Origin of the sequence: Pseudaestuariivita rosea (assembly GCF_017592335.1) — a bacterium.
GTDB classification, from domain to species: domain Bacteria; phylum Pseudomonadota; class Alphaproteobacteria; order Rhodobacterales; family Rhodobacteraceae; genus Parasulfitobacter; species Parasulfitobacter rosea.
In genome coordinates this window covers 76,671-92,358 of the sequence record NZ_JACNMP010000014.1, presented here as the reverse complement: position 1 = coordinate 92,358, position 15,688 = coordinate 76,671, and the positions used below count along the sequence as shown (strand labels likewise).

Annotated in this window: 15 protein-coding genes and 1 pseudogene; 7 read left to right on the top strand and 9 right to left on the bottom strand. The window is 55.0% G+C overall.

The window, feature by feature from the left end; translation table 11 throughout:
* Window positions 1-83: 83 nt before the first annotated feature.
* Window positions 84-368: a metallophosphoesterase gene (locus H7848_RS11445; protein ID WP_208351496.1), complete on the bottom strand. Its 285-nt coding sequence runs from the start codon at window positions 366-368 to the stop codon at window positions 84-86.
* A 41-nt stretch (window positions 369-409) separates the two neighbouring features.
* Complete coding sequence (locus H7848_RS11440) at window positions 410-1,057, bottom strand: hypothetical protein (protein ID WP_208351494.1); 648 nt, start codon at window positions 1,055-1,057, stop codon at window positions 410-412.
* A gap of 232 nt (window positions 1,058-1,289) precedes the next feature.
* On the opposite strand from H7848_RS11440, the gene infC reads away from it, so the two are divergent.
* On the top strand, window positions 1,290-1,784 hold the full coding sequence (gene infC, locus H7848_RS11435; RefSeq protein WP_336512088.1) for a translation initiation factor IF-3: 495 nt from the start codon (window positions 1,290-1,292) through the stop codon (window positions 1,782-1,784).
* A gap of 69 nt (window positions 1,785-1,853) precedes the next feature.
* On the opposite strand, the gene H7848_RS11430 is transcribed toward infC, so the two are convergent.
* A complete protein-coding gene (locus tag H7848_RS11430; protein ID WP_208351491.1) occupies window positions 1,854-5,060 on the bottom strand; it encodes a reductive dehalogenase in 3,207 nt (1,068 codons plus the stop codon).
* Window positions 5,061-5,621: 561 nt separating this feature from the next.
* Between H7848_RS11430 and H7848_RS11425 the strand changes: the two genes are divergently transcribed.
* From H7848_RS11425 to H7848_RS11410, 4 genes are all read left to right on the top strand, one after another.
* Entirely contained in the window at window positions 5,622-6,335 is a 714-nt protein-coding gene (locus H7848_RS11425; RefSeq protein WP_208351513.1) for an HAD family hydrolase, read from the top strand.
* Window positions 6,336-6,428: 93 nt separating this feature from the next.
* Window positions 6,429-7,988: a trimethylamine methyltransferase family protein gene (locus H7848_RS11420; RefSeq protein ID WP_208351487.1), complete on the top strand. Its 1,560-nt coding sequence runs from the start codon at window positions 6,429-6,431 to the stop codon at window positions 7,986-7,988.
* Window positions 7,989-8,071: 83 nt separating this feature from the next.
* Window positions 8,072-8,662 carry a heme NO-binding domain-containing protein gene (locus H7848_RS11415; RefSeq protein ID WP_208351485.1) on the top strand — a complete coding sequence of 197 codons (591 nt, stop codon included), beginning with the start codon at window positions 8,072-8,074 and terminating at the stop codon, window positions 8,660-8,662.
* Between the two features lies 1 nt (window position 8,663).
* Window positions 8,664-9,677 carry a GGDEF domain-containing protein gene (locus H7848_RS11410; protein ID WP_208351481.1) on the top strand — a complete coding sequence of 338 codons (1,014 nt, stop codon included), beginning with the start codon at window positions 8,664-8,666 and terminating at the stop codon, window positions 9,675-9,677.
* 91 nt (window positions 9,678-9,768) lie between these two features.
* Here H7848_RS11410 and H7848_RS11405 read toward each other — a convergent pair.
* The 3 genes and pseudogenes from H7848_RS11405 to cobD form a co-directional block, all read right to left on the bottom strand.
* Window positions 9,769-10,935 (bottom strand): annotated as a pseudogene (locus H7848_RS11405) (lytic murein transglycosylase).
* 35 nt (window positions 10,936-10,970) lie between these two features.
* On the bottom strand, window positions 10,971-11,885 hold the full coding sequence (cbiB, locus tag H7848_RS11400; RefSeq protein WP_208351477.1) for an adenosylcobinamide-phosphate synthase CbiB: 915 nt from the start codon (window positions 11,883-11,885) through the stop codon (window positions 10,971-10,973).
* Window positions 11,882-12,814, bottom strand: a complete 933-nt coding sequence (cobD, locus tag H7848_RS11395; RefSeq protein ID WP_208351475.1) for a threonine-phosphate decarboxylase CobD — start codon at window positions 12,812-12,814, stop codon at window positions 11,882-11,884. The genes cbiB and cobD overlap by 4 nt, the downstream gene beginning before the upstream one ends.
* A 169-nt stretch (window positions 12,815-12,983) precedes the next feature.
* On the opposite strand from cobD, the gene H7848_RS11390 reads away from it, so the two are divergent.
* On the top strand, window positions 12,984-13,421 hold the full coding sequence (locus H7848_RS11390) for a DUF302 domain-containing protein (protein ID WP_208351471.1): 438 nt from the start codon (window positions 12,984-12,986) through the stop codon (window positions 13,419-13,421).
* Here the strand turns inward: H7848_RS11390 and H7848_RS11385 are convergent.
* Window positions 13,418-13,750: a hypothetical protein gene (locus tag H7848_RS11385; RefSeq protein WP_208351469.1), complete on the bottom strand. Its 333-nt coding sequence runs from the start codon at window positions 13,748-13,750 to the stop codon at window positions 13,418-13,420. The genes H7848_RS11390 and H7848_RS11385 overlap by 4 nt on opposite strands.
* Before the next feature lie 11 nt (window positions 13,751-13,761).
* A complete protein-coding gene (gene hisA, locus H7848_RS11380) occupies window positions 13,762-14,484 on the bottom strand; it encodes a 1-(5-phosphoribosyl)-5-[(5-phosphoribosylamino)methylideneamino]imidazole-4-carboxamide isomerase (RefSeq protein WP_208351466.1) in 723 nt (240 codons plus the stop codon).
* Window positions 14,485-14,634: 150 nt separating this feature from the next.
* On the opposite strand from hisA, the gene H7848_RS11375 reads away from it, so the two are divergent.
* Complete coding sequence (locus tag H7848_RS11375; RefSeq protein WP_208351458.1) at window positions 14,635-15,027, top strand: DUF2147 domain-containing protein; 393 nt, start codon at window positions 14,635-14,637, stop codon at window positions 15,025-15,027.
* A 20-nt stretch (window positions 15,028-15,047) separates the two neighbouring features.
* Here H7848_RS11375 and hisH read toward each other — a convergent pair whose 3' ends face one another.
* Window positions 15,048-15,686, bottom strand: a complete 639-nt coding sequence (hisH, locus tag H7848_RS11370; RefSeq protein WP_208351457.1) for an imidazole glycerol phosphate synthase subunit HisH — start codon at window positions 15,684-15,686, stop codon at window positions 15,048-15,050.
* Window positions 15,687-15,688: the final 2 nt, after the last annotated feature.

Here is a 15,688-nt window from a genome sequence, read left to right as displayed (position 1 = left end):
TCTCCCGAAGGTCCATCGAAAGTGCCTTACCCACTGCTCGCCCTCCATCTTGTGGTCGGCGACAGTGAATCAGCAAAATAAGCCTATGTGAATCCCCCTTGATTCAGGTCGATTTCATCACGCTCTAGCATCATCGCCTCATGGTTCCCCAACAGACAGGTTATTTTAAAATCAGGCAGGCCCGCCATAAGCCGGTTGATCGCTTGGATACTATCTGGACCACGATCTATATAGTCGCCAAGGTGGACAATCTCGGCATCATGATCGCCGTAGATCAACTGATGATGGTTACGAATATGTTCGTGCAATTCGCCAAGTAGGTCATCACGACCATGAACGTCGCCAATAGCATAGACAACATGATCCATGGTCAGTGTGAACGACTACATCGGCACACTACCATTTTATGTCACTCGGCCTGCAGTCCTAACAGTTCGCCCACACGGTCCAGAATGGCTTGCAGTGTTTCTTCATTGCTTTCAGCCTGTTGCAAGGCAACTTTCAGACCGGTTTTCTGCATGTCGGCCAGTTCTGATCCGTCAATCATTTCGCTGACCCGGTCGAAATCATAGTTTTCGACCGTCAAATACTGCAGCAATGAGTCGTCGGATTCGGATTGAACGACGGGGGCTGCGGGCTCTGCTGCGGGTTCGGTCGCGCTGTCACCTGCAAGGGCTGCCAGGCTTTCCTCAACAGCGTTAGCTGCGTTTTCCATAGCATCCTGTCCGTTTTGCCGGGCGGCTTCTGCCAGTTCACTTGCCGCGTCTTCCGCGGCTGCCATGCCATCCTGAAGCGCATTTTCGGCCGTATCGGCAGCCTGTTCCATGGCCTGACCAGCGGTTTCGGCACCCTGGGTTATGGTTTCTTCTGCAGTATCCTGGGCGGTCTCCATTGTCTCGACGGCACTCTCTGCTGCGGCGCCAGTCGTTTCATTGACTGTTTCGGCCGTTTCGCGCGCCTGCTCTGCCGCTTGTTGCAGATTTCCACTGACGAACAGATAATATCCACCAGCCGCAGCGCCGATCAGCACCACCGCAATCAGAAGACCTCTTAGCATAATGCAACCCTTTTTGTACTCAATATCCTGATTTTGTAATATGACAGAGATTCAAGGTAATTAAAATGCCAAGCTGATATAAAAAGCAAAGCTTCGCCGACCCGCATTTGCGCTTGAAAGACGGCCCACTTAGCGTTAATTTCTTGGTTCAATTTGTGAAAACAGACGAAGGAACATTGTCATAGCCCGCAGACCCCACAACGCACCCCCGGTGCGTGAAACTGGCCCACGCGTGAATGAACGCATCCGCGCCCCCGAAATCCGTCTTATTGGTGCCGAAGGTGAAAACGTCGGCGTTGTCACGCCCGAAAAAGCAATGCAGATGGCTGATGAGGCCGGTCTGGATCTGGTTGAGATTTCGCCAAATGCCACGCCACCTGTGTGTAAAATCATGGATTTCGGCAAGTTCAAATATGAACAGCAGAAACGTGAATCCGAGGCGCGGAAGAAACAGAAAACGATTGAGGTGAAAGAGGTCAAATTCAGGCCCAACACCGATACACACGATTATGACGTCAAAATGCGCAATGTCTTTCGGTTTCTGGAAAATGGGGACAAGGTCAAGATCACCCTGCGGTTCCGAGGACGCGAAATGGCCCACCAGAACCTTGGCCGCGAGTTGCTGGAACGCGTTGCCGAAGACACCAAAGATCATGGCAAGGTGGAAAACATGCCAAAAATGGAAGGCCGCCAGATGATCATGATGATCGGACCGCTGCCGAAGTAACACGATCTGACTTCAAACCCTCCGCATCGACGGGGGGTTTTGATTTTCCGAATATCTGATCTGACTGTTTTACAGGTCGATCTTCAATTCTCCATCAGCCTCGGCAGCCCGCGACTGACATAGGATCATCTGCGTTTCGCGGTCGTGGTTGGACAGGACGAAATCGCGATGTTCGACCGCGCCGCTCAGGACCCGGCCCTTGCACACACCGCAAAGCCCGTCTGAGCATTTGACATCCACCTGCACCCCCGCCGCGATGAGTGCATCCGTTGCCGCCTGATCCGCGCGGACTTTGATGGTTTTGTTTGATTTCGAAAGATGCAGCGTGAAATCATTATTGACGTAGTCTGGCACATCGGGGGTTGTGAAATACTCCAGATGCCGGGTGCTTTCAGGAAAACCGTTCACCTTCGCGACTTGCATCACTGCGGTCATGTAAGGCTCGGGTCCGCAGGTATAGATGTGATCACCCTCACGATATCTCAGCAGGTTTGGCAGATCGGCACGTGTGCCTTCGCCTGAAATATGCAGGTGCACTTTGTCGGCCCATGGCACCTTTGCAAGATCTTCAATGAAACCCGCGGCCTGTCGGGTCGAACAGCTGTAGTGCAGTGCGAAATCTGCCCCGATCGCATGCAGTCTGTGTGCCATCGCGATCATTGGGGTTACACCGATGCCGCCGCCCATCAGATAAGAAAACCCTGCATCTTCGTGCAGTGGAAAGTGATTGATGGGGTGAGAGATAAAGACGCGGCGCCCCCGTTCGAAGATCCGGTGCATCAGTTTTGATCCGCCGCGGCCTGTGTCCTCTCGCAAGACAGCGATCTGGTATTTTGTCCTGTCGGCGGGGTTACCAGACAGCGAATACTGGCGAAAGAATTCAGGTGCTACAACCACATCGATATGCGCACCAGCATCGAAGGGCGGCAAATCACCACCATCAGGCAGACTGAATTCATACTTCGTGATCGCATCCGTCATATGTTCGACCTTCGACACGACCACCTGCATCACTGGCGGTTTTGTCTGATCAGCGGTGTAAAGATGTTCCGGCGGTAGCCCCCGTGCGCGGCGGCGTTTATGTTCCTCTGCGGGGATCATGGTTTTATAGGCCTGAATCCCGGCCTCGCGGTTCATCGGGAAAGGCCAGGCGTGGGGCGGCGGGGCAAGCGGCGCCGGGTAAACAGCCAATGTCTGATCCTCATACTGCAGGTTCAGTTCTTTTTGCAGTGGACGGGTATTGACCGGGTGTTCCGATGGACGGTACGGGCCATCGTCCACCATCTCAAGATCCCACCACCATTTCTTGACCGGGTTGATTTCACCATTGCCCGCCAGATCGTCAAGCTTGGCCAACGCCTTGGCCGTGCCCGGCATATTCATTGCAGCCCATCGGAAGGGCGCCTCGGCAAACAACCCATCAAGGTTCCAGGGGCAGGTTTTCATACAGCGCCCGCACATCGCGCCGTTTTTCTGGCCCACCCGATAGGTGGTGCATTTCTGGCTGTCGGATTTCCAGATTTCATAGCCATTGAACATCAGTTTCGGACCAGCGGTAATCGCCCCGCTAGGACATTCGCGGGCGCATTTGTTGCAGGCCTCGCAAAAGCGCTGAAGACCGAAATCGATAGGTTTGTCATGGGTCATAGGCATATTGGTCGTGACCACCCCGGACTTCAGGCGCGGTCCAAGAAAGGGGTTCAGGATCACCTCGCCAATGCGGCTGACCTCGCCCAGACCGGATAGCAGCAAAAGCGGCGGATGCAGGACCTCATCATCCATCACACTGTGGACGCGCGCGGTATAGCCAAGATTACGCAGGTGCTGGGCCAGAACGCCGCCCAAAAGCGAAAACCGCAGATAGGCCCGCATCGACTGCGCACAGGCGATCCAATCGTCGCCCGAGGCGCCCTCCATCGTCTCGTGCCCCTGGTCGATGATCATCGATATGGCGTTTTCATGATAGGGCGTAATCGATTGCCCCGCGGCATCGTGACTGTAGTAAGCCCACTCCGGACAGGCGCTTAGACCGACGGCATCGACACCAAGAAAGTAAAGCGCGGCCTTGATATTCACGGCATTTCGATCTGCATCTTCGGTTGACGGATGCCGGTCGCCCGCCTCGCCATCCTGCAGCAGCGTCAGGGCGCCAAGGGTCGGGCGAAAGGCAAAGGCCGAGGCTGACTTTCTGACATAATTGCCGTTCTTTGTGGCCTCTTGCGTGGCTTTTCCCAGATCGCCAAACAACGCGCGGGCAAACATATTGGCGCGCTTGGGCACACGGGCGACGTTTTCAATGTCGATGTATGTCGTAGGATCATCGACACGTTTCAGGGTTTCAAAAGGATGCGGCCCGTCCCTGAAATCACGCCGCGCATACGGGTCGCGGCTGCGTTTGGACTTCCCATAAGTGCCTGTCCCCAGTTTATACCCAAGCGGGATGTTCTGATCGAGGGCCAGGGGTTTGTCATGGCTGATCGCCAGCGCGGTCGTCACGACAGCCACCCCAAAATCCGATCCCACGAATGGATTGATCAGTTTACCCCGATCGACCGTCGCCAGGCCCGCCTGAACCGTAAGCCTTTTCAGATGAATATCGCTTGTCGCTTCGGAATGCGCACGGGCGTCCCATCCCAGGCTGCGGATGTAATGGGCCAGCGTCACGGCGGTTTCCATGGCGCGCAAGCAACTTCGATGCGGCAGGGCGTCCCTGATCCAGTCCGCCCCGGTCTCATTCGCCCGAGGGGCACGCGGATGGTCGTATAGAAACACGATAGCATGCGTATGATGCCGACATTCTTGCGGTGGCGCGCGCAGCGCCTCCTTTAGACCCGCCATGATCACATCGATGCCTGCCGCCAAGGTCTTGGTCTGCATGGTTTCGATTTTACTGGCCAGCCGGTCGATATCAGGGTTGCGGATCGGCTGGTCCAGCCAGTCGTCCGGCGTGATCCTGCAAATCCCGACCATCGCGGCATCGCAGTAATACCCAAAAGCCTTCAGATGTTGCGCGCGTAGAAGCGGATCAGCCGGTATTTGAGCTTGTTCAGCCTTGATCAGACCATCCCGCGTCGCGTCCAGCATGGCCTGATATTCCTGCATCGCGTTGACGATGCTAAGCGGATCTTCGGGCCTGCGAAAAGACAAGGGCGTCATCGGTGTCACATCAGATGTGTCAGCACGATCAGCCCGCCGCAGTTTTTCAAGGGGATATCCCCCAAGATGAACCGGTCGATTTTTGTATGAGAAGAGCTTCGTCACGGGGCGTCTATCCATCAATCCGACCATATCGTTATCAGAAAATCTTCATTTTCCCAGACCGGCGCTGCGTCATTTGAGAAGCAGACTGTGCGGGTGCGCTGTTCAATAAACGGGCAAGGCGCACAAATCATTGGCATCGGCGTCGCAAATGAATCCGATTAAACACCGCCTGGTTTTGATGGGTGGGATCATATCCACGATCAATAGCGCACAGCAGATATGGAAACATGCTATCTGCATTTTCTATTTATAATCAATAATTTAAAGAAAAAATCCCCGCTAACTTACCCCGAAAAATTTACCCGCGTCCTGATCTTTCGATATCTCATTCAGCGAAACTGCAAAAACAACTTTAGCGCGAAAAATAAATCTTGCAGTATTGTCAGCAAAACTGTGTTAAGTAGTATAGACCAACACGACAAGCGCTTGTCGAGCATGGCGCGTTCATCGCGAAACAACCAACACTTGTGTACAATAAAAACAACATCTATATGTCAATCGGGTGTTACAAATTGTAATTATGTTTCGCGCACCGCGTTTTAGGGTGTAACGACTCTCTGGGGAGGAACGTCATTGCTGCGAACGTCTGGGGTCCTTTTTGATAAGGACGGCACTCTTTTTGATTTCCACGCAACCTGGGGGGACTGGACACGCGGTCTTCTGTTCAATCTGGCGGGCGGAGATCTCAGGCGGGCCGAGCTTCTTGGGCGCGCAGTTGGCTATTGCTACGACACCGCGGAATTCAAACCCGACAGCCCTGTGATTGCAGGAACCCCCGGCGAAATTGCTGAACGTCTTTTGCCGCATTTGCCGGGAACCACCCCGTCGGCCCTGATCACACGCATGAATGCATCCGCGGCGAATGCGCCGCAGGTTGAAGCGACACCCCTGGTGCCCCTTCTGGGGCGTCTTCGGGCGCAAGGCATCCGGTTGGGTGTGGTCACAAATGATGGTGAAACGTCCGCGCGGGTTCATCTGGCCAAGTCTGGCATTGGTGATCTTTTCGATTTTATCGCGGGCTTTGACAGCGGATATGGCGCCAAGCCCCAGGCGGGCCAGTTGTTGGCCTTTGCCGACCGCATGGGGCTTGATCCCGAAACCATTGTGATGGTGGGCGACAGTCGGCACGATATGATGGCAGCACGCGCCGCTGGCATGCGCGCCGTTGGCGTTCTGACCGGCCTTGCCACCCACGACGATCTGGCCCCGCTGGCCGATGTCGTTCTGGACAATATCAGCGCCCTGCCCCATTGGCTGGACAGCCTGCAAAAAACAGAAACCGCCGCCTAGGATGTGAAAGCGACCATCTTTGTCGCTTTCTGAATGACGCCCTGCATTCCGGTGATGTCAACTGTGACAAACACCGGAATATAGGGGATAAGCATGGTCGAAGCAGCAACACGTCGTCGCCGGGGCGGAGGTCGTGCAGGGGCCGCAGGACGACGCGGATCTGCTGTGATTGAACAGATGGTGTGGCATCTTCCCGTCAACACCGACCGCCCCACCGAACCCCTTGGGGAAGACGGCGTTCAGGCCATTCACGAAGCCGCAATGTATGTCTTGGAAGACATTGGCATCGCGATCTATAATGACGAAGCGCGCGATATCTTCAAACAGGCCGGATGCAGCATTGATGGCGACATCGTCCGCATGGGGCGCGATTTCGTTATGGAAATGGTCGCCAAGGCCCCCGCCCAATGGACCCTGACACCGCGCAACCCAGACCGAAGTGTCGAGGTGGGCGGCAAGCATATTCTGTTCCTGAATGTCAGTTCGCCCCCGAATTACTGGGATATGGAACTGGCAAAGAAAGTGTCAGGCACCCACGAACAATGCCGGACGCTGCTGAAACTGACACAGTATTTCAACTGTATGCACGTCGTTGGCGGCTATCCGGTTGAACCCGTCGATTTGCACGCCAGCACCCGGCATCTGGACGTGATCTTTGACAAGCTGACGCTGACGGATAAGGCAATCCACGGCTATAGTCTTGGGAAAGAGCGGATCGAGGACATCATGGAGATGGTCCGCATCGCGGGTGGCCTGACCCATGAAGAATTCGAAGAAAAGCCGCGGATGTTCACAAACATCAATTCGACATCGCCATTGAAACACGACATCCCGATGCTGGATGGCTGGATGCGCTGCGCCCGCCGAAATCAGGGCTTGATCGTGACGCCTTTCACCTTGGCAGGCGCAATGGCCCCCGTCACAATGGCAGGTGCAGTCGCGCAGTCACTGGCAGAAGGACTATCTGCAATCGCCCTGGCGCAATACATTCGGCCCGGGGCGGCCTGCGTTCTGGGTACTTTTACGTCGAACGTCGACATGAAGTCGGGTGCCCCTGCGTTCGGAACCCCCGAATACATGCGCGCCACACAAATGACCGGTCAGCTTGCGCGTTTTTACGGGCTGCCAATGCGGGCCTCGGGCGTCTGCGCGGCAAATATTCCCGATGCACAAGCCACATGGGAAACATCGAATTCCCTCTGGTCTGCCGTCAGCGCAGGTGCCAATATTGTTTATCACGCGGCCGGTTGGCTTGAGGGCGGCCTGATCGCTAGCCCCGAAAAATTCGTGATGGATTGCGAGATGATTCAGCACATCCAGAAGTATTTTGATCCCGATATCGTCGCAACCGATCCGGAACATCTGGCCCTTGATGCCATTCGTGAAGGCAATGATATGGGTAACTTCTTTGGTATCGCCCACACCCAGGAACGCTATGCGAATGCATTCTATCAGCCCTTTATGTCAGACTGGCGTAACTTCGAAGCCTGGGAAATGGATGGCGCCGTCTGGGCTCAGGAACGGGCGCATAGGATCTATAAAGACATCATCGCCAATTTCGAAGCCCCACCAATGGATATCGCGGTACGCGAAGAACTTAGTGATTTTGTGGCCCGCCGCAAAGCCGAAGGTGGCGCCCCCACCGACTATTGATATCTAAATACAGACAATTGAAACTATTCGGTATTTCTTAACAGCCCGAACTGTATGGTCCCCATCGGTAAGGGAGATCTGAGATGCATGGCCTGGTAAACCGCGCGATCGAAAAATTCGTCTGTGACACATATGGCATGGAAAGCTGGCGAAATGTTGTGCGCAAATCCGCGATTGGGATCGACACGTTCGAAGCAATGCTCAGCTATGAAAGCATTATCACCAGCAAACTTCTGACGGCGCTCAGCAGTTATCTGGACAAACCGCCAGGCGACATACTGGAAGATATCGGCATGTATCTGGTGTCGCATCCAAACTGCGAAGCATTGAGGCGACTGATGCGCTTTGGTGGTGAAACTTTCGAAGAATTCCTCTATTCTTTGGAAGATCTGTCCGATCGGGCATCGTTGGCCGTTCCTGATCTGCTGCTGCCTGATATTGAACTGATCGAAGAAACCAAGGGCGACTATGATCTGGCCATAACCGACTCAAAAGTTGGATTTGGCTATGTGCTTGTCGGCGTTCTGCGCGCAATGGCTGATGATTACGGTGCATTGGTCTTTCTTGAACACAAAGGGCATCATAAAAATAGCGAAAGCCTTTCAGTTCGTTTGTTTGACGATGGATTTTCCGAGGGACGCAGCTTTCAACTAACACAGGCCGCGGGGGCGTGAGATGAAGATACCGAATTCGCTGACTGGCGTTTTTGATAAGTTACTACCGATGAGCTTGACCATCGACAGGCATGGCATCTTTCACCATGTCGGCCCGACACTGCACAAACTGGATCAGAAACGACTGATCAGTGGCCGTGGCTTTTTCGACGTTTTCGATGTTGATCGCCCAAGAAATATCGACGCTGGTCCGGATCTTTTGGCCATGCACGGCCGTCGGATTCAGCTGTCTCTTAAACATGACAAAGGGATCAAGCTGAAAGGGATCGTACTGATTGATCCTGATGGGGACGGTGCCGTTTTGAATCTGTCTTTCGGGATGAACGCGATCAAAGCAATTGGGCAGTTCGACCTGACCAGCTCTGACTTTGCACCGAACGATCTGATTATCGAAATGCTCTATCTGGTCGAGGCGAAATCGGCCGCAATGGAAGAGTCGCGTAAATTGAATATCCGGCTTCAGGGCGCGCGGATGCAGGCCGAAGAAAAAGCATCAACCGATGGCTTGACCGGCCTGAAAAATCGCCGGGCGATGGATCAGGCCTTGTCTGAATTCATCTCTTCCGAGCAGCCCTTTGCATTAATGCACCTGGATCTTGATTACTTCAAAGCGGTCAATGACACTTTTGGACATGCTGCGGGGGATCATATTTTGCATCGGGTAGCCGAGATCCTTGTATCAGCCACGCGCAAAAACGACGTGGTCGCACGCATTGGTGGTGATGAATTCGTCATCATACTGCCTGATCCACCCGAAAAGGAAAAAATCGAAGCCTTTGCAAGGCGGATTATCAAAAAACTGGAAGAGCCGGTCCAGTACAAAAATCACATTTGCAGGATATCAGCCAGTGCAGGAACCGCGATCAGCTTAGACTATGTCGAACCGAACGCTGATCAGATCCTGTCTGACGCCGACATGGCCCTTTACGCATCGAAACACAAAGGGCGAGCGACCCATACATTCTATGCAAATAACCTGCGCAAAAGGACAGAAGGCCTATCTGTCGCAACCTAGTTTTAGACCGTAACGATCAACTGCAATGTTTCAGACTGAACGCCGCCAGGATATTGAAAACCTGGCTATTGTCGCCGCCAAGATGAGGGTGCTACAAAAAATCCAACAAGTCTTGCGTTGGCCAAGCATCGGCGGGCATGCCCAGCTCTTGCTGTATCAATCGGACAGCCGCCCGGGTCTTGCGGCCAAGAATGCCGTCAGCTTCTTCAACGTCATAGCCGCGTGCCTGTAACTTCTGCTGAAGTTCGATCATTTGTTCGCCACTCAACCCCGCATCGGGCATGCCTTTATCAAATACGGGCGCGCCAGAAAGGCGGGTCGCGAAATAGGCCGTAATCGTGACGTAGACAAAACTTTGGTTCCATTCGAAATATATCCGAAAGTTAGGATAAGCCAAAAAGGCCGGCCCCTTGCGACCCATTGGCAAAACGACCGAGGCGGGCAGATTGCCGCGTTCCAGTTCACCGGTACTGGCGCGCACCCCGGCATCCGCCCACTCGTCGACCAGCCGTGTTGTGTGTAACCCCGTCGCAGACCAGTCCAACGTATCGGGCACCGTCACCTCTTGCAGCCAGGGCTCTTGCGCGCGCCAACCCAAATCGCGCAGCATCTTTGCACCCGAAAACAATGCATCCGGCACGGAAGTTTTAAGATCAACGCGACCATCGCCATCACCGTCAACACCATTTTCAATGATGTCTTCGGGTAACATCTGCACCATGCCAATTTCGCCAGCCCAGGCGCCGGTCGTGGTCTCGGGATCAAAAGCACCACGCCGATAAAGCTCAAGTGCTGCGAAAATCTGCGGCCGAAATAGATCTGGGCGCCGACAATCATGGGCTAAAGTCACCAAAGCATTTAAAGTATTATAGTTACCTTGGACCGCACCATAGTCGGTCTAAAGCGCCCAAAACGCCAAAAGAACCCCTGCAGGCACGCCATAATCGCGTTCCGCACGCCTAAAGATATCTGCGTAACGCTGGGCATTTTCTCGACCTTTGCGCATACGATCGGACGAGATTACAGCCTGTGAAAACGCGATGAAGTCTTTTTGAAAAAATCCCTGATTGCGGTCAACGCGAATGACATTGGGGTCTTGCTGAACCTTTCGGAAGAAGGCGTCGACCGATGTGTTTTGATATCCTCGCGCCGCAGCCTCGGCCTTTAGTCCATCCACAAAAATATTGAACGGCCCGCCGCAGTCAGCCTTCAGGCCCGATCCAATCACGCAAATGCATAGTGCCAAGGCAAATCGCATTTCACACCCGATCCAATGATCAGAATAGTACCGTTTCACAGACTGAAAACAAACAATATCAACACCAAAAGTAAAAAAACGAACCAAGTCTGCCATAAAACCGAAACAGCTCTGTCGATATCCGAGGGCAGCAAAATTCGGCGGCCCTCCGGGTGCACCCACTGATAACATCGCAGTTGGCCGCCGTAGCTGCGCGGGCCGGACAGCGCGATGTTCAGAGTTACGGCCATCGCAGCCTCGGGCCAGCCTGCATTGACAGATCGGTGCAGTTTCGCATCCCGAAAAATGATCCGACCAGCGCCCACACACCAACATGACACGGCGATCAGGGCCGCAGTCAGTCGCGCCGGAACCCAGTTCAAAACATCATCAAACCGCGCCGCAGCCCAGCCAAACTTTTGATATCGCGCGGTTTTATGACCGATCATGCTATCGGCAGTATTTGTGACCTTGTAAACAAGTAGGCCAGGCAGGCCCGCAACCAGAAACCAGAAGGCGGGGGCGATGACACCATCGGACAAGTTTTCTGCGGCCGATTCAATGGCCGCACGGGCGACATCGCTTTCGCCCATGTCCGACGTGTCGCGGCCAACGATCATGGACACTGCCTGCCGTCCCGAGACCAAAGACAGCCGTAATTCATCCGCCACGGCCCGAACATGCTGAACCAGGGATCGCTGCGCCAGCAGAATTGCAGCCAGGATGCCCTGAACAATAGGTCCAAGCATTTGTAGCAGAAAACCCAAAGCAATCGCGCCCAAAACCAGAAGACACAGGACTGCAATGCCCTTGGTCCGACGTACGGGATCTGTGTTGAACCGCTTTTCAAGCCAGCCGATCAATTGCCCCATTATGACAGCAGGATGGGCCAGACGGGTCCACAGCCACTTTGGCTCGCCCAGAATGGCATCCAGACAAAGGGCCACCACAAGGACTGCCGCTGTGGTCACAATGCCTCCTCTAGACGCGACCAGCCCGCCTCATCGGGCAGTCCCAGTCGTAGCCAGGTTTTCGAATAGGGGAAAATGCGCGACCAAATATGACTGTGGGCCAGACGCTGTTGCCAGGCCGTCGCATCAGACACCTGATACAATCGGAAGAGGGGTGTTCCCCCGACAATCTGCGCGCCCTTACCTTGCAGCAATGCATCAAGACGTGCCGCATCCTGACGCAAAAGCTGACGGGTTTCATCCGCCCATTTGGCATCACTCAGCGCCGCCGCTCCAACCGAAAGTGCCGGCCCCGACACCGGCCATGGCCCCAACAGATCCTCAAGCTTTCTGATCTGGTCGGGATGACCGATTGCAAAACCAAGCCTTAGCCCCGCCAACCCCCAGAATTTTCCAAAACTTTTCAGAACAATCGCGTTTTCACGGACGGTCTGCCCAACCATGCTGCGGTCCGGTTCAATATCGCAAAAGCTTTCGTCGACAATTGTCAGACCACTGGCCAGATCGGCCACGCTGTACCAACGACCATCAGGGTTGTTCGGATGCACCAGAACACGAATTTCAGCGCCCGGCGTGATCGTCCAGCCATGCGACTGAAAGGCCGCGGCGTGTTCGTTATAGGTCGGCGCAGGAATATCAATGGCACTGGCATCAAACAGCGCAGGCATGCGCGCGATCAGCGCTGATGCCCCCGGTGCAGCGATGATCGCGGCGTTATCGGGGACGCCCCAGAACCGACGTGCAGCCGCGATTAAAGCCGTCTGTGCCTGACTGTCAGGCAATGCGGTCCAGGCCGATTTTGGAATGGCCTCAACAGGATAAGGAACCGGATTGATGCCGGTTGACAGATCAAGCCAACCGTCGCGCGTCCCGCCATATTGCGCAATGGCCGCGTCCAGACCGCCCCCGTGATCCCGTTTGGTTTGCATATCCAATCCTTACTGCATGCTGAATGGCCTTCCCCGAAAAAGCGGCACAGGTCAACGGTTTTCCAGGCGCCACCGGCCCGATCCCGCCGTTCACGGAATGGCGAGCGCTTTGTGAATTGGCACGGCGGTCACACAGGATAGAGTGCGGACATATAAATCGGAGGAACAGATGAAATCATATCTATTCGCGCTGGCTGTGGCTGCGACACCCGCCATGGCCGACATCGTGACTGTACCCGCCTCGGGCAGTGTGGCCGACACCATGGACGCGCTAGAGGCCGCGGTCAAAGGCGCCGGCGCGACCGTTTTCGCCCGCGTCGATCACGCAGGTGGTGCAGAAGCAGTGGGTCAGGATCTTGCGCCGTCTCAGTTGCTGATCTTCGGCAACCCCAAGCTGGGCACACCGATCATGCAGGCTGACGCGCAGGCCGGGCTGGCCTTGCCGATGAAGGTTCTGGTCTATCAGGCCGATGACGGCTCCGTTTTTCTGGCATATGAGGATGTTTCAACCATTCTTGACGGGCTGAACGTTCCAGCCGACGCCCCGCAGCGGGATATGATGGCAGGCGCGCTGGCGAACCTGACCAAGAAAGCCGCCGGAAACTAGGCGTCTGCCCCTTTGCGCCGGTGTTTCCATTCGATATAGGCCAGAAAGATCAGGAAAACCGGCGCTGAGATCACTGTTGTCTGGGGCAACAGAAACAGTGGAGCATCCAGAGCGGCGGCAAGGCCGTCAGGCACGACGCGGCAGTTGGACCAACCACCGAAGGCTGTGCCTTCGCAAAGTGCATTGAACAGCGCCTCCGCCAGGATCATGATGATGATCATCCCCGGCAAAACCAGCAACCATGCGCGGACGATATTGCTTTGAGCCTTGCGTGACAGCACCATCAGCACCACCGAAATGACCAAGGCCACCATGAAAAACACAGACATACTTTATTTTCCTATTCTTTAAGAACGGATAGCGCGTTTTGGATATCAAACGCACCATCATACAAGGCGCGACCCGAGATTGCACCGTTCAGCGGCGCGGCGCAATTCCTAAGTTCAATCAGATCTTTAAGTGAGCTTATGCCGCCAGACGCGATGACCGGGATCGATACCGCATTGGCCAGATCGGCCGTTGCCTGAACATTTGGACCCTGCATCGCGCCGTCGCGGTTGATATCGGTATAAATGATGGCGGCGATACCTGCGTCCTCAAAGGTCTTCGCCAGATCGGTTACAGTGAAATCAGTCTCGGTCGCCCATCCGCGGGTCGCCACCTTGCCATTGCGGGCATCCAACCCGACAGCCACCTGCCCCGGAAATTCGCGTGCCGCCTGACGGACCAGATCGGGGTCCTCAACCGCGGCCGTTCCCAGAATAACACGTGCCAACCCCTTTGAAAGCCAAGTTTCGATCGTTCCCATATCGCGAATACCACCGCCAAGCTGGGCCGGTATATCGGTTTGCTGCAAGATCGCCTCGACCGCGCCGCCATTCACCGGTTCACCCGCAAAGGCCCCGTTCAGATCGACCAGATGCAGCCATTCGCAACCCGCATCCTGAAAGACCCGCGCCTGGGCGGCGGGGTCATCGCTGAAGACCGTCGCCTGATCCATCTGGCCTTTATAAAGTCGAACGGCCTGACCGTCTTTAAGGTCAATTGCGGGATAAAGGATCATGTTAGCGGCTTTCTGTTTCCTGTTTCGGCGGCCTCTAAAGCATGGACCGGCGTCAAAAGTAAAGCGACCCAACGTAACTGTTGATCGTATACGGGGCGGTAACGCTAGGCTGACATCATTGAAGTCTGTTCAGCGTAATGAGGAGAACACATGAAGCGACTGACCTTGGCCACTTTGACAATAGCACTGATGACCACAGGGGTCGCTTTTGCGGATCCTGTTCTGGGCGTATGGAAGACAAAACCGGATGACAACGGCCACTATGGCCACATCCAGATTTCAAAATGCGGCGAGATGATCTGCGGGTTCATTGGCAAGGCCTATGACGCGTCCGGCAAGCAGATCGAAAGCGAACACGTCGGGAAACGGATGATCTGGCAGATGCGGTCCGATGGTGGGGGGTCATATTCGGGCGGTAAGATCTGGGCACCCGATCGCGACAAGACCTATACATCCTACATGACGCTGACTGGCGATAATCTGAAGGTCGAAGGATGCGTTTTCGGCATCTGTCGCGGTCAGACCTGGACCAGAATTCGCTAGCGACGGATCAAAGTGGGCGTCTAGGGCGCCCACTGCAGAAAATTGGCAATCATACGCAGACCGGCGGATTGGCTTTTTTCGGGGTGAAACTGCATCCCCACGATATTATCCCGCCCCACGATCGCAGTGATCGGTCCGCCATAGTTCACATGGGCCAGCAAGTGCACCGGATCGGCCACCTGCATGTGATAGGAATGCACGAAATACGCGTGATCACCTGTCACAACGCCCTCTAGCACCTGATGGGGCTTGTCGATCACCAGATCATTCCACCCCATATGCGGCACCTTCATAGCAGGATTGTCCGGCGTGATTTGAACCACATCACCACCGATCCAGTTGAAACCGGGGGTGTCTTCGAACTCATGCCCCGTCGTGGTCAGCATCTGCATGCCCACGCAGATGCCCAGAAACGGCTTACCCTGTTGGATCACGCCCTGTTCGATTGCCTCAAACAACCCCGTGCGGGCCAGCAAAGCCGCCCGGCAGGCCGGAAAAGCGCCATCGCCCGGCAGCACGATCCGCTCGGCGCGGGCCACCAGATCGGGGTCATCGGTCACGCGCACCTCGCCCGCGTCCACTTCGCGCGCCATGCGCTGAAAGGCCTTTTCGGCCGAATGCAGATTGCCGCTTTCGTAATCGACAAGAACGGTCAGCATCG

Bases quoted from the DNA above. Each gene is read 5' to 3' on its own strand.
- H7848_RS11445 (WP_208351496.1), bottom strand. From the start codon at position 368: ATGGATCATGTTGTCTATGCTATTGGCGACGTTCATGGTCGTGATGAC.
- H7848_RS11440 (WP_208351494.1), bottom strand. From the start codon at position 1,057: ATGCTAAGAGGTCTTCTGATTGCGGTGGTGCTGATCGGCGCTGCGGCT.
- H7848_RS11430 (WP_208351491.1), bottom strand. From the start codon at position 5,060: ATGGATAGACGCCCCGTGACGAAGCTCTTCTCATACAAAAATCGACCG.
- H7848_RS11420 (WP_208351487.1), top strand. From the start codon at position 6,429: ATGGTCGAAGCAGCAACACGTCGTCGCCGGGGCGGAGGTCGTGCAGGG.
- H7848_RS11415 (WP_208351485.1), top strand. From the start codon at position 8,072: ATGCATGGCCTGGTAAACCGCGCGATCGAAAAATTCGTCTGTGACACA.
- H7848_RS11410 (WP_208351481.1), top strand. From the start codon at position 8,664: ATGAAGATACCGAATTCGCTGACTGGCGTTTTTGATAAGTTACTACCG.
- cobD (WP_208351475.1), bottom strand. From the start codon at position 12,814: ATGCAAACCAAACGGGATCACGGGGGCGGTCTGGACGCGGCCATTGCG.
- H7848_RS11390 (WP_208351471.1), top strand. From the start codon at position 12,984: ATGAAATCATATCTATTCGCGCTGGCTGTGGCTGCGACACCCGCCATG.
- H7848_RS11385 (WP_208351469.1), bottom strand. From the start codon at position 13,750: ATGTCTGTGTTTTTCATGGTGGCCTTGGTCATTTCGGTGGTGCTGATG.
- hisA (WP_208351466.1), bottom strand. From the start codon at position 14,484: ATGATCCTTTATCCCGCAATTGACCTTAAAGACGGTCAGGCCGTTCGA.
- H7848_RS11375 (WP_208351458.1), top strand. From the start codon at position 14,635: ATGAAGCGACTGACCTTGGCCACTTTGACAATAGCACTGATGACCACA.
- hisH (WP_208351457.1), bottom strand. From the start codon at position 15,686: ATGCTGACCGTTCTTGTCGATTACGAAAGCGGCAATCTGCATTCGGCC.